Genomic DNA, 12,520 nt, shown 5'->3' with positions numbered 1-12,520 from the left:
CACCATGGACGCCCGGCTCCAGGAGAAGCTGGACGCCCTGCCCACCGAACCCGGCGTGTACCTGATGAAGGACCGCCGCGGCCAGGTCATCTATGTGGGCAAGGCCATCAGTCTGCGCAACCGGGTCCGCTCGTACTTCACCCGGACCGGGGACACGCGCGTCTTCGTCTCGATGCTCGACTCGATCCTCGGGGATATCGAGACGGTGCTCGTCCACAACGAGAAGGAGGCGCTCCTCCTCGAGAACGAGCTCATCAAGAAGCACAAGCCGCGCTTCAACGTCCTCCTCAAGGACGACAAGCAGTTCATCTCCCTGCGTCTGGACCGGACGCAGACGTTCCCGCGGCTCGAGGTGATACGAAAGTACGAGCGGGATGGGGCCCGCTACTTCGGGCCCTACTCGAGCGCCGGTGCCATCCGCGAGACGCTCCGCCTCATCAACCGCTACTTCCACCTGCGCACGTGCACCGATCACGTGATGGCCAACCGCAAGCGGCCCTGTCTGCTGTACCAGATCGGCCGTTGCCCGGCCCCGTGCGTCTACCCGGTGCCTCCCGAGGACTACCGCCGCAGTGTGGACGAGGTGGTGCTCTTCCTGGAGGGCAAGGCCAGCGAGCTGGTGGAGGGCATCAAGGGCCGCATGAAGCGCGCTGCGTCCGAGCTCAAGTTCGAGGAGGCCGCGCGCCTGCGCGATCAGCTGCTGGCCATCGAGCGCAGCCTGGAGCGCCAGAAGGTCGCCACCACCGACTTCAAGGATCAGGACGTGTTCTCCCTCCATCGCGAGGGCGACCGCATCCTCTTCTATGTCCTCTGGGTGCGGCAGGGCCGGCTCAACGGCGGCCAGGCCTTCCCCTTCGGCAGCCAGGAGTTCCCAGACGAGGAGTTGCTGCCCTCCTTCGTCAACCTCTACTACGACCAGGGCAGCTTCGTGCCCGAGGAGGTGCTGCTGCCCCTGGAGCCCGAGAGCATCGAGGGCCTCGAGTCACTCCTGTCCGAGCGCAAGGGCGAGAAGGTCCGCGTCCTGGTGCCCAAGCGCGGCGAGAAGCATGAGCTGGTGCTCATGGCCCGCAAGAACGCCGAGCAGGCCTTCATCGAGCGCAAGCGCACCAAGGACGAGACGGATGCCGTGCTCTCCCGGCTCCAGCAGAAGCTGAACCTGCGCAACTACCCCCGCCGCATGGAGTGCTTCGACATCTCGCACTTCCAGGGCTCCAGCATCGTCGCCTCGCAGGTGGCCGTCACCGATGGCGAGACGGACAAGTCCCGCTACCGCCGCTTCAAGATCAAGACCCTGGAGAAGCAGGACGACTTCGCCAGCATGTACGAGGTGCTCTCCCGCCGCCTCAAGCGCGGACTGGACGAGAAGGATCTGCCGGACCTGCTCGTGATCGACGGCGGCAAGGGCCAGCTCGCCAGCGCTCACGCCGCCATGAAGGACCTGGGGATCGAGAAGGTGGACGTGGTAGGTCTTGCCAAGAGTCGCGACCAGGAAGTGTTCGATCGTGACGCTGAAAGCGCTCGCAGCCCCGAGCGTGTCTTTGTCCTGGGGCGAAAAGACCCCATCATCCTCACCCAGAACTCCGCCGAAATGTTCATGCTCACCCGCATGCGGGATGAGGCCCACCGCTTCGCCATCACCTACCAGGCCAAGGACCTGCGCAAGAGCCGGATCCGATCTGCCCTCGAGGACATCCCCGGGGTGGGAGAGGCCCGCCGGAAGATGCTCCTGCGCCACTTCGGATCGCTCAAGCGGGTCCAGGAGGCCAGCATCGAGGAACTGGCGGAAGTGGTCGGCCCCTCGGTCGCCGAGCGGGTCCATGCCGCCCTTCATGGCCACCCTGAAGAGGAGGAGGCAGACCCCATCCGGGAGGCCTCCCTGGACGACGCGGGCGCCGCGGTGGACGAAAAATCCTCCGGAGGAGGGTCGCCAGCCGGTTCGGCGTGATTAATTTTCTCCTCGGGAATTTCGAGGGAAAAAGTGCGCTGGAGCCCGAAGGTTCCAGGGATTTTTCATTGCGGCTGGGCGCGACGCTGATTTATAGCGATCGGGTTCGAAAGTACGCAAAAGAGGGTGAGGGAGCGACACATGAGGCTCTATCCGAAGGTGATCCCGATCATCTCGCGTGAGTGCATCCAGGTGCTGATGCAGGACGGAGATGTCGAGGTGGAGCCGATGCGGGTGGCGGATGCGGAGATGGACCTGTCGGCCATCATGCGCGAGTACCTCGCCAACGAGGAGCGCGTGAACCAGGCGACTCGCGAGGCCCTGGAGCGTCGTGGCTACGACTACTCCAAGTTCAACCAGGTCAAGCGTGAGATGGCGGACGTTCGCGGCTTCAAGATGGGTGACGAGGGCATCGAGTACGTCATCAATCAGATGATCGAGTTCCTGCTGATCAGCCGGAACGTCGAGGAAGTGTTCGCCGCCGACAATGTCCTGCGCTCGAAGATCCACCAGGTGATGAAGAAGCACCTGGACGTGGACGACGAGATCGACAAGGAGGCCCGCTCCCGCCTGAAGCACCTGCAGGAGGGCACCAGCGCCTTCGACATTGAGTACAACAAGACGGTGGAGCAGATCCGCCGAGCGCGCGGCCTGATCTAGCGGGGCCTGCATTCCCCCGCACCGCTGCCTACCTTGTGTGGAAGGGAGGCAGCGATGGCGGGTTCTCTACTTGGAATGATGGTGACAGGTCTCCTGGCCGCTGGGCCGGCAGGAGGCTTCACGTTCGAGGGCCGCGAGGCGAGCGCTCGGACGACTTCCCCGGTGGGCTTCTTCGCCCAGGGGACGACTCCTTACCCCAACCTGTATGAGCGTGGCCTCGGGTCAGCGACTCTGACCGTGGAGGACCGCGTCTCCGGGATGGCCACGTACGGAGACAAGGCTCGGCTGGAGGCGGAGTTTCGGCTCGGGCAGATCAACTACCGTGTGGAGATGACGCAGCCCGGCTTCCCGGTGAAGGGGGCAGGGGCCCGCCCGGCCGTCCCCCGGCCTGGCTTTCCGGTCGAGGGCGGCGTGATCCTGGATCGGGACCTGAATGGGGGCAGCGGGCTCGGCTGGCCCGCGACGACGCCGGTGCACGCGGGCATCGCCGTGTGGGGCGTGGGCAGCGTCTGGCGCAACGGGCAGCTGCTCACCGACAGCGCCGTGATCCAGGCGGATGCGCTGACCCATGGCGCGCACTCGGATGACGAGTCCCACCAGCCGCTCGCGGTGGCGCGTGCGGGCGACACGGAGTTCGAGGTGCTCGTGTGGAACCTGCCGCTCAACGCCGAGCCTCGTGGCTTCATCCAGTTCTCCTTCGAGGATGTGGAGATCGAGGTGGGTGGGCAGCAGGTGAGGGCGGTGGCGGTGCTGCCGAACGTGCAGGGCCTGGAGTCTGGGGGCTCGATTCCGACGTTCGGTGGCGTGGGCTCGAATGGGAGCTTCATCCCGGCCTCTCCGGCTCCAGCCCCCGGAGAGGGCGTCGGGGGCGCTGGCTTCGACTTCACCGCGGCACCCGAGACGGGAACCCCCGGCGGGCCGGTGACTCCGGTCAGCCCGGCGACGATCGGTGGGCCGGCCTCGCCGAATGTGCTCGCGGTGAGCGGGGTCAGCGTCGGCACCGAGGGGACTCAGCAGGGCACGGCGGCTCCCGGTGTGCCTGGAGTTCCCGGAGAGCCCATCTCCGGTCCCGTGACGACGGGGGGAGCAATGGGTCCGGGTGCCGTGACGCCGGACACAATCAGCGGCACCTTCCCCACGACGGGGGCTCCCACGCCTGCCGCGAACATCTCGGGCTACATCCCAGGGACACCGGCTCCTGGATCCGCACTCGCTGCGGAGTCTCCTGAGCCTCCCGGTGCGCCGCCCCCGGGTGGGGCCGCGGAGACGGGCGTGTCGCTCGGGACGAACGTGCCCACGCTGAACTCCGCGGGGACCTTCACCGTGCCGATCACTCCGCCGAACTTCAGCAACTTCGCTGGGACGGGACAGGTGAGCCCAGGCATCATCGCCACCGCGCCGCCGCTCAACGCGGATCGCTCGGTGCCGACGCCGCCGCTGCTGGGATCGCCCGCGCCACTCACGGCTGCGTCCGCGCCGCCTCTGCTCGGCACCCCTGCGCCGCTCAATGCGGCTCCCGCGCCCGCGCTGATCGGCACTCCCGCGCCCGCCAATGCGACGCCGGGAGCAGCTACCTCCGGGACGGCGGCTCCCGCGGCTCCTGCGGCTTCTCCTGGAGGCACGGGAGTTCCTCCCTCCATTTGATGGAGGGAGAGGTGGGGGGATGGCGGGGCGAAAAATTGACCCTTCGCTACGTGCCTGTAGCGTTCAGCGCATGTCGACGTCCGTTGCAGCCTTTGCCGTCCCCGCGACTTCTCGCCCCGCCAGCGACAACCCGCTGCGCGAGGCGATGGAGAATCTGGCTCGGGTGCTGCCTGCGCGTACGGATGCGGCGGTGCTGGTGGACCTCCTGGGAGATGATCTCCGCGAGGGGCTGGATGCCCTCGGAGATGTGGAGTGCCACTTCGCCGACGTGCTCGATGCGATGCGCCTGGAGCGGCCCTCGCCCATTCACCTCATCTCGGTGGGCGATGACCAGCTCATCCTCGAGAGGCTCGAGGTCCTGGTGGGCGTCGTGTCCCAGGTGCGGCGCCGGCTCTCGCAGGCCGCGGGGATGATGCGGCAGCTGCCACTCCCCCTGGGCGACGACTGACCCCTCGGGCGGGCGGGCTTGGCGCCAACCTGTCTAGCAAGCATACAGGTTCGTCCTCGACGCGCCCGGCAGGGGCGCCCTCACGAGGAGGGTTCGGGACTCAGAGCGAGCCGAGGAACTTCACCAGCGAGGCGCGATCCGTCGCCGACAGCTTGCGGAAGCGCTCCTTGGAGCGTTCGGCCTCGCCGCCGTGCCAGAGGATGGCCTCCTCGAGCGTCCGGGCGCGGCCATCGTGGAGGTAGCCCGCGTACGGCAGCACCGTTTGCGTGAGCCCGAGTCCCCACAGCGGCGTCGTTCTCCACTCGGTACCGTCGGCGATTCCATCCGGGCGGCCATCCGCGAGCCCCTCGCCCATGTCGTGCAGGAGCAGGTCCGTATAGGGGTGGATCCGCTGGTGGGCCATTTCCGGTACGGGGTACTCGCCGGTCTCCAGGGCCGCGCGGTGGCAGGCTTCGCACCCGAGTGACTGGAAGAGTTCCTCGCCGTGCCGCACCTCCTCGTCATCGAGGGACGCGCGCGCCGGCACTCCGAGTGACTGCGAGTAGAAGACCGCGGCCTCCAGGGTCTCGCGCGGCAGCTCGAAGGTGCCATCAGGCTCGGGGTTGAGCGTGCTGCTGATGCCCATGTCATTGAAGTAGGCGTCCGCCGACTGCTGGAACAGGTTGGGGCTGTTGGCCTTCAGCCCAAAGCGCCCCGGGGACAGGGAGCCCGTCTGGGAGTCCCAGACCATGTTGAGACGGCCCGAGATTCCGTCCTTGTTGCGATCGCTCGGGTCCTCCAGAGCGCGCAGGGTGGAGAGCTCCACCGCCTCGAGAAGCCCCAGCCCGAACACCGGGGGCGGCAGGCGCAGCGAAGTGAGCATCCCCGAGGGCAGGGCAGAGCCATCGCTCGGGGTGATCTGGATGCGCGGCGTCCGCAGGCTGAAGGCGGTGCCATCATCGTAGGTGCCGCTGGATTCCTCCCACGACAGGGTGACGGAGGCCTCGGGCGTGGCGCCATAGACGGCCTGGTCGGCTATCTGCGTGCCCAGGCCCGGGACCGGCACGGCACCGTTCTGATGGGGGGGCGTGCCCTCGGGGAGGCTGACGCGCACCAGGAGCTGGGTGCGCTGCGGCCCGACGCCCATCACCGGCATGCCTCGGCCGTTGCGCAGGTGGCAGCCGTTGCAGGAGTTGTTGTTGTAGAGGGGCCCGAGCCCGGGGTTCACCGGCGCGGGCCCGGGGACGAACTGCGCCGCGAAGGCCGCATCTCCCGCGCGGTGGCGCGAGAGGTGCTCCTCCGAGAGGTTGGGAGCCGGCTGGGCGAAGGCCAGTGAGGTGCGATCATCGATGGTGGTGGTGCCTCCGGCCCGGGGCTGTTCTTCCTCGCCACCGCAGCCCCAGCTCAGCGCCACCGCGGCGCACAACACGACAAGTCTTCGCATGCAGCTCCCCCTGGTTTGGCTCACCGGGTGGTGAGCGGCCTGATGTCGTTCTCGAACGTGGTCTGGGCCTTGCGGATGGCGGCCTGCGCGGCCTCGATCTCGTCCGCGGAGGCGGGATCCGTGATCGAGGTGCGGAAGGGCTCCGGGATCTTGCTGAGCGCGGTGATGGCGTCGGCGAGCTCCTTCTGCACGCGCGCATCGAGCTCGGCGTTCTCGGCCTTCACGAAGTCCGAGAAGGACTTGCCCTTGGCCGCCTGGCCCTGCAGGTGCCCGAGGTAGGCGTTCTGCACGCTGCGGATGTTGTTGGAGAAGTCCGACAGCGAGTTGTAGGCGAACTGGCTCTCGACCAGCTCCGGATCCTTGGCGTCGTACGGGTCGGCGATCTTCCCGTTGGCCACCTCATCGAGGATGCCGATCATTCCGCCGACCATCTCCTGGGCCGCGGACGAGACGGAGGTGTAGGCCGAGTTGCCCTGCTGTCCGGCGTTGGCCAGCACGTCTCGATACGGCTGGCGGCCATCCACCGACTTCGCCCAGGAATCCGACAGGGCGGCGCTCACGGACTTCAGCTCCGCGGCGATGGCTTTGAGGTAATCGAACTGGCGGGGCGTGAAGTCCTCCGGCTTCTTCGCGCGGCCGTCGCCGAAGAGCAGGTACTCCACCGTGTGGAAGCCCTTTTGGGTCTCTGAGAGAGTGGCCACGTAGGTCGGGGTGAAAGCGTCGTTGCTGGCAAGCACCGCGTCCAGATCGGACCGGTTGACAGGCCAGCTGTCCATGGCCGGATCGTATCCGAAGGAGTCCACAGGACCGAAGAGGAAGCCCTCGCTCTGCTCCCACGGCTGGCGAGCGGCGAACCAGGCCTCTTGAGCGGCGGTGAGCTTCGCGGCCGTCGTGTCCGCCGCGAGCGCGTTCACCGCCGCATCCAGCTCCGACATGCGCGTGGCGAGGTTCTGGTAGGTGGGCACCACCACATCATCCGCGAAGTGGACGATGATCTCGGAGTCGAAGGAGGGTGTGGTCGGGCCGTTGTCGTCGTCGTCGCCGCAGGAGGCCAGCACCAGCGCACCGGCGAGCGCGAGGGAACGGAGGGAGAGGCGGGAGAGGGTCATCGGAGTCATCCTGTTGGGTGGGTCAGTCAGTAGGAGAAGCCAGTGGAGAGCCGAACGGTGTTCTCTGGCCGGAAGCGGGAGGAGTCGCCGAGGCGGCGGTGGCTGAAGTCGAGCTTGGCGAAGGCCACCCCCGCCAGCGTGTACGCCGTGCCCACCGTGTAGATGGAGCGGGCGAAGCGCGGGTTGTCGAAGAGCTCGGTGCGGGGATTGAAGACCGAGTCCGCGTAGTCGAAGCGGACGTAGGGCTCGATCCGGTGGTCCTCGTCCAGCCCGAGCTTCGGCGCGATGTTGAAGCCCAGCTCGCCCCAGACGGCCAGTGCATGCTCGGCCACGGGTGTTCGCAGCACGTTCAGCAGGTTGGACAGGCGATCGTTGCGCGCGGAGATGTCATCCGCGTTCTTCAGGTAGCCCCACATCGCCAGGGCCTTGGCGCGCCAGGGGCCTCGCTCCAGAGAGAAGTGAGCGTCCACGATCAGCAGCGGCGCGGAGACGTAGCCACAGGGCGCTACCACCCCGTCATTTCGCTCCTCGCACGTCTTCACGAGATCCGGTTTGGGGCGGTTGCGCGTCGTGTCCCCGTAGTAGCCGGAGATGCCGAAGTGGAGCCCCTCGAAGCGGGTGACGTCCGCACGCAGCACGGCGGCCAGATCCGTGGCGCGGTTCAGCTCGAAGCGGTGCTGGTGTCCCCGGGCCACCCAGTACTGGGAGCTGAACGCAGTGGAGTCCAGCCCGTTGACCACCTGCGCCGTCAGCTTCAGGCCGGCGTCGAGCTTCCACTGCGCCTGGATCCCCATCTCGTCCCACGTGTTGGGGATGATGAGCGTCTCCGATTCGGAGCGGATGGTGCCCAGGTAGTCGGTGGGCCGGTAGTACTCGCTCAGCGTGCCCACCGCGACGTAGAAGCGCCCGACCGAGATGGCGAAGTCCTCCCCGAACTCCTTCTTCAGGTAGAACTCCTCCAGCAGCACCTCGCCGCCCTTCTCCACCTCCTGCTCGAACTCGCCGAACTCCTCGTACTCGAGCTCCATGGCCGAGCCGGTGCCGCCGTGCTCGAACTCCACCTCCATCTCGGCCTCGAGCCCGTACTCGGGCAGGCTCGCCTCCAGCTCCATCACCAGCCGGGTGGTGTCGAAGGTGAGCCGTGAGTCCTTCTGCGAGCCGCCCTGGCGGTTCTGGTTCGGCCCATGGTTGTAATAGGCGAACTGCAGATCCCCGTACCCGCCGACCTCCAGCTTCAGGGCCGGCTTCTTCTTCTCCGCCTCGTGCTCCTCTTCCTCTTCCTCCGACTTCTTCTGCGCTCGGGCGGGGAAGGCGGTGAGCACTGCAACAGCGCACATCAAAACGGAGATCAGGTTGGGGTGACGCATCGGAATGGCGCGCACCCTAGACGTCACCTTTTGACTTTGCAAATCGGAATCAATTGAAAGGTGAGCAAAAGCCCCTCCTCTCATAAGGAGGGGCTTGGGACACCGCGTCACAATGTCCGGTGGGCTACCACTTGAGCTCTTCCTTGCCCTTGGTGGCGCGCTTCTCCTTCTCGCCGGGCCGCGAGTAGGCCGTCAGCGTGGCGCGCACGGCGCCCAGGTCCAGGGTGCCCACGGCCACCAGCGGCAGGCGGCGCGCGTCGTCGGAGATCCACACGTGCACCTCGCGCTTCTGCTTGGGCCGGTCGAGCCGCACCGCCGTGCCGGTGAGGTACCAGGCGTCGAACTCGCCCACGGGCAGCGAGACGTGCTCGCGCTTCACCACCGTGCCCTGCAGCCGCCAGAGCCGGCGGATGCCGTACACGTCGAAGCACACGGACAGGCCCTCCTTCATGGGCAGCTGGCGCATGAGGTAGATGGCACCCGCGACGTCCAGCGCGTCCTTGTCGTAGGTGTAGTCGTAGTGGCCGGGCTTCTGGCCCACCACGTAGTCCACCTTCACGGTGCGATCCTTGGCGCCGAAGGCCACGTCCGCGGTGCGGCGCACCTCGTTCTCGGTGGAGTCCTCGGTGTAGCGCGAGGGCCGCAGCGTGCGCGGGTGGAGGTAGCTCACGCCCACGCCCTTCACGCGCCGCACCTTGGAGAAGAAGGTGTTGGTCTGCGCCTCGATCTGCACGGGCAGCGCGCCCTTGTCGGGGCGCTGCACCTTCATGGTCATCTTTCCTGCGTTCGCGCCCATCGCGTCCAGATCGAACTCGAGGAGCTCGCCGGGCATGAAGGCGACGGGCGTGCGCAGCGGAGGCAGAGCGTTGGCGCATATAGGCACCGGCTGCGCGGGAGTGGTCGGCGGGGACATGTCCTGCACCGGTGGAACGTCCTGGCCTGAGGCATCGCTGTCCGCGGGAGCCTGTGCGGCTGCGGGAGCCGGTGTGGCTGCGGAAGCCGGTGCGGCCGCAGGTGCCTGGGCCTGGGTGGCACTGGCGAGGAGGACGAGGCTTGCCACGAGGACGGAGCGCATACGGGTCAGCCTTCTTTCACGAAGGGCGAGGGGACTGCTTTCAAGGTCGGACGCCAGGACGCTTCGCATATTCGGAGGACTCCCAGCGCTGCTTCAGGCGGGCGGACAGATCGTGCCGGACCTGTTCCCATTTTTCGACATCCTGCTCAATCTCATAGCCCGAGCGGGCGAGCCGGCGCGCGAATGTCCGGGCGGATTCCTTGTCCCCCAGCCCTGCCAGCAGGTGCAGGTACTCATAGTCCTCCAGGCCGTCGCGGATATGTTTGAGCCGCAGCGACACCACGGGCTGGTGCTCCTTCGAGCCCAGCCGTGCTGGAGTCCCAGGATAGAAGAGGGTGCCGTCCCCGTTGCCACCGAACTCGAAGATGTCCTTCCACGGATCCTTCGTGTTGTAGGCGTAGACGGTGTCGAAATAGAGCTCGCCGTCCACGCCGGTGAGGAAGGCCAGCGGCCCCATGGCCCGGTTGAGTGGGGCAGGGTGATCCACCATGTAGGAGGCCCAGCCGCTATAGGCGCGCTCCACGGAGGAATCCGCCGCCGGGCCGCCCGTGCAGCCGTGCGAGTTGCAGCTCTGGTACCACCACACCTTGGCGCCCTCGGGCAGCCGCGAGCGCAGCTTGTCGATGGGCAGCACGTTGCGGCACGTCTGCGGCCCGGAGCGTGGGAAGAAGCAGTTGAGCGTTGGCGTGAGGATGTCCGCGGTTCCACGCAGTGCATCATCCAACGGGGAGGTGACGAGCACGGGGATGGAGCCCGCCGCGCGCACCCGTGAGGACTGGGCCTTCACCAGGGGGACGTCCGTCGGCTTCGGCTCGTCCTTCGCGTAGAAGAAGAGCTGCGCGGACCAGCCCTTGCTCCGGAAGTGCTCGGCGAAGGCGCGGTAGTACGCCACCTTCTCCGCCTCGGTGCTCGCCTGGCGGCAGTCGCGCACCTCGGCCGTGGTGAAGCGCGCACCCGAGGGCAGCAGGCTCCCTTCGAGGAAGGGCGCCACCTCCTCGTCATAGGCACGGAAGTCCACCACCGCCCGGCCATTCTCGAAGCGCACTGGCGGCGGCGTCATGCTCATGCCATGCGCGCTGATGCGGTGCTCCAGCAGCGTTCGCGCGTAGGAGCGCAGCAGCGTCCGGGCCTCGGGAGACTCCGGGGACAGCCCGTGCCCTCGCGAGATGCTGTACAGCGAGAGGCCGAAGCTCGTCGGCAGCGAGGCCGTCGCAGGCAACTCGAAGGGTTGGACCTCCACGGTGAACGGCACCGGCGGCACAGCGTTCCCGTCCGCCTTCACGCGCAACTCGCCCCGGTAGGTTCCTGGTTGCTGGGAGCCCGGCGCGCAGAACTCCACATAGAGGACCGCGGGCAGAGAAGGCTCTCCGGGCGTCTCCACCGGCAGCAGTGGGTCCGGCCACGGCCCCGAGGCACCCTGGCTGTTCGAAGGCGTCTTCACGTCGATGAAGCCCTCTCGCCACAGCGTGGCGGACAGCGCCGCTCCAGGTCCCTTCAGCGCCAGCGGCCCCGCGGTCACCCGGCGGACATTGCCTGGGAGGAGCACCTGCGTGGCCTCGCACTCGCCGCGCGCCAGGCTCAGCTTCGCCTCCGAAGCGCCCTCCACCGAGACGCCCGGTCTCACCTTCACCAGCGGAGACACCACCTTCGGCCCCGGGGATGCCGCCAGCACCGCCGTGAGCGCCCACGCCCAACCCGCTCCCATGCCCCCACCTTCCGCGGCCTAGCCGCCCTTGGTTTCGTTCATCGCCATCAGGCGACCCTGCTTGTACTCGCTCAACTCCGCCACGATGGAGCCCAACGCCAGATCCGCCTCGATGCGCACCGGCACGTGGCTGGAGTCCGTCGTGAAGTACGCGACGATGTCGCGCTTCGCCTTGAGCTTCTCGGAGAACTCCGTCTGGAGCTTCACGCGGAACACTTCGCGCTCGCCCAGCGACGTCTTCAGCTTCTGGCGCCCGTCCACCTTCGCTCGCAGCGTGAAGCTCTTGGAGCCCGTGAAGACCGGGTAGGTGTACTCCTGGCCATCGGCGATGCCCCGGTTGCGCAGCGCGAACGCCGCGGCCGCCATGTCCATCGTGCCCTCGGGCAACTCGTGCGTGGCCTCAGTGGGCTGCGCGCCCTCGTACTGGCGGATGACATGCGCCGTCTTCCCGCCGTCCTTCAGCTGGATGCGCTGGCGGCGCCGCTTGTTGTTCTCGTCCACGAAGAAGTCACTGCCCAGGGTGCGCTGGCCCTCGGCGTGCCAGTACGACACGAACTTGTCCTTGATGGGCCACACGTTCAGCGCCGGATCCGACTTCGCCAGCGAGACGATGGGCCATACCTGCTCGCCCCACTGCTTCATCGGCGCGCCGACGGTGATCTGCGCCGTGCCCGCCGTCACCCCGAGGTACTGCACGCGATAGATGGACTGCTCTCCCGGACCGAACGCATGGGTGGCCTGCTGGGCCATGGCCGCGCTGGAGAACAGCATCGCGGACAACAGGCCCACGATTGCACCGTTGAACCGCTTGGACATCTTGCGCTCCTGGACTCGGGGTCCTGCCCTCCCTCGGAGAAAGGTCGGGCGAATGTAGGTAGCCAGTTTCCGCGCCGCCAACCGCTCCGCCCCTGTCCTTCCCACTGGCGTCACTTCCTGGACGAGGAGGGGTATCCATCATTCAACGGGAGGCACTCCCGTGGGTAGGGATGAGTGGCACACAGCTGGGGCTCGCCTACACCCTTGGATACCGGACAAAAGGCCAGTGGCAGGTTCTCCAGGGTGGGGTGTTGGAGTCAACGAGACCGCGCGACAACCGGCCGCCGCTGGTAGCCTGTGGTCCGGCGGCGTCCGGTACGCCGTGGTC

Annotated in this window: 10 protein-coding genes; 4 read left to right on the top strand and 6 right to left on the bottom strand. The window is 67.3% G+C overall.

Annotated elements, in window-relative coordinates:
- Positions 1 to 4: 4 nt before the first annotated feature.
- The 4 genes from uvrC (at position 5) to KY501_RS31320 (ending at position 4,697) form a co-directional block, all read left to right on the top strand.
- A complete protein-coding gene (gene uvrC / locus KY501_RS31335; protein ID WP_224367304.1) occupies positions 5 to 1,945 on the top strand; it encodes an excinuclease ABC subunit UvrC in 1,941 nt (646 codons plus the stop codon).
- A gap of 141 nt (positions 1,946 to 2,086) precedes the next feature.
- The gene (locus tag KY501_RS31330) at positions 2,087 to 2,605 is read left to right on the top strand and encodes a DUF507 family protein (protein WP_224367303.1); all 519 of its coding nucleotides are present in this window, start codon (positions 2,087 to 2,089) and stop codon (positions 2,603 to 2,605) included.
- Between the two features lie 54 nt (positions 2,606 to 2,659).
- A complete protein-coding gene (locus KY501_RS31325; protein ID WP_224367302.1) occupies positions 2,660 to 4,249 on the top strand; it encodes an elastin in 1,590 nt (529 codons plus the stop codon).
- Between the two features lie 70 nt (positions 4,250 to 4,319).
- On the top strand, positions 4,320 to 4,697 hold the full coding sequence (locus KY501_RS31320; protein ID WP_224367301.1) for a hypothetical protein: 378 nt from the start codon (positions 4,320 to 4,322) through the stop codon (positions 4,695 to 4,697).
- Between the two features lie 100 nt (positions 4,698 to 4,797).
- Here KY501_RS31320 and KY501_RS31315 read toward each other — a convergent pair whose 3' ends face one another.
- The 6 genes from KY501_RS31315 to KY501_RS31290 form a co-directional block, all read right to left on the bottom strand.
- Complete coding sequence (locus KY501_RS31315; RefSeq protein ID WP_224367300.1) at positions 4,798 to 6,120, bottom strand: di-heme oxidoreductase family protein; 1,323 nt, start codon at positions 6,118 to 6,120, stop codon at positions 4,798 to 4,800.
- Between the two features lie 20 nt (positions 6,121 to 6,140).
- A complete protein-coding gene (locus tag KY501_RS31310) occupies positions 6,141 to 7,229 on the bottom strand; it encodes an imelysin family protein (RefSeq protein ID WP_224367299.1) in 1,089 nt (362 codons plus the stop codon).
- 26 nt (positions 7,230 to 7,255) lie between these two features.
- Positions 7,256 to 8,611: a hypothetical protein gene (locus KY501_RS31305; RefSeq protein ID WP_224367298.1), complete on the bottom strand. Its 1,356-nt coding sequence runs from the start codon at positions 8,609 to 8,611 to the stop codon at positions 7,256 to 7,258.
- 109 nt (positions 8,612 to 8,720) lie between these two features.
- Positions 8,721 to 9,680 carry a DUF3108 domain-containing protein gene (locus KY501_RS31300; protein WP_373691661.1) on the bottom strand — a complete coding sequence of 320 codons (960 nt, stop codon included), beginning with the start codon at positions 9,678 to 9,680 and terminating at the stop codon, positions 8,721 to 8,723.
- 31 nt (positions 9,681 to 9,711) lie between these two features.
- Positions 9,712 to 11,376, bottom strand: coding sequence for a DUF4091 domain-containing protein (locus tag KY501_RS31295; protein WP_224367296.1), 1,665 nt, complete (start codon positions 11,374 to 11,376; stop codon positions 9,712 to 9,714).
- An 18-nt stretch (positions 11,377 to 11,394) separates the two neighbouring features.
- A complete protein-coding gene (locus KY501_RS31290) occupies positions 11,395 to 12,192 on the bottom strand; it encodes a DUF3108 domain-containing protein (RefSeq protein WP_224367295.1) in 798 nt (265 codons plus the stop codon).
- Between the last annotated feature and the right edge of the window lie 328 nt (positions 12,193 to 12,520).

The sequence above is a fragment of the Hyalangium versicolor genome, assembly GCF_020103695.1.
GTDB lineage: Bacteria > Myxococcota > Myxococcia > Myxococcales > Myxococcaceae > Hyalangium > Hyalangium versicolor.
This window is presented reverse-complemented; position numbering and strand designations above follow the sequence as displayed.

What these genes read in the sequence shown, in the direction of transcription:
- uvrC (WP_224367304.1), top strand. Translation starts at nt 5, where the DNA reads ATGGACGCCCGGCTCCAGGAGAAGCTGGACGCCCTGCCCACCGAACCC.
- KY501_RS31330 (WP_224367303.1), top strand. Translation starts at nt 2,087, where the DNA reads ATGAGGCTCTATCCGAAGGTGATCCCGATCATCTCGCGTGAGTGCATC.
- KY501_RS31320 (WP_224367301.1), top strand. Translation starts at nt 4,320, where the DNA reads ATGTCGACGTCCGTTGCAGCCTTTGCCGTCCCCGCGACTTCTCGCCCC.
- KY501_RS31315 (WP_224367300.1), bottom strand. Translation starts at nt 6,120, where the DNA reads ATGCGAAGACTTGTCGTGTTGTGCGCCGCGGTGGCGCTGAGCTGGGGC.
- KY501_RS31310 (WP_224367299.1), bottom strand. Translation starts at nt 7,229, where the DNA reads ATGACCCTCTCCCGCCTCTCCCTCCGTTCCCTCGCGCTCGCCGGTGCG.
- KY501_RS31290 (WP_224367295.1), bottom strand. Translation starts at nt 12,192, where the DNA reads ATGTCCAAGCGGTTCAACGGTGCAATCGTGGGCCTGTTGTCCGCGATG.
- KY501_RS31295 (WP_224367296.1), bottom strand. Translation starts at nt 11,376, where the DNA reads ATGGGAGCGGGTTGGGCGTGGGCGCTCACGGCGGTGCTGGCGGCATCC.
- KY501_RS31325 (WP_224367302.1), top strand. Translation starts at nt 2,660, where the DNA reads ATGGCGGGTTCTCTACTTGGAATGATGGTGACAGGTCTCCTGGCCGCT.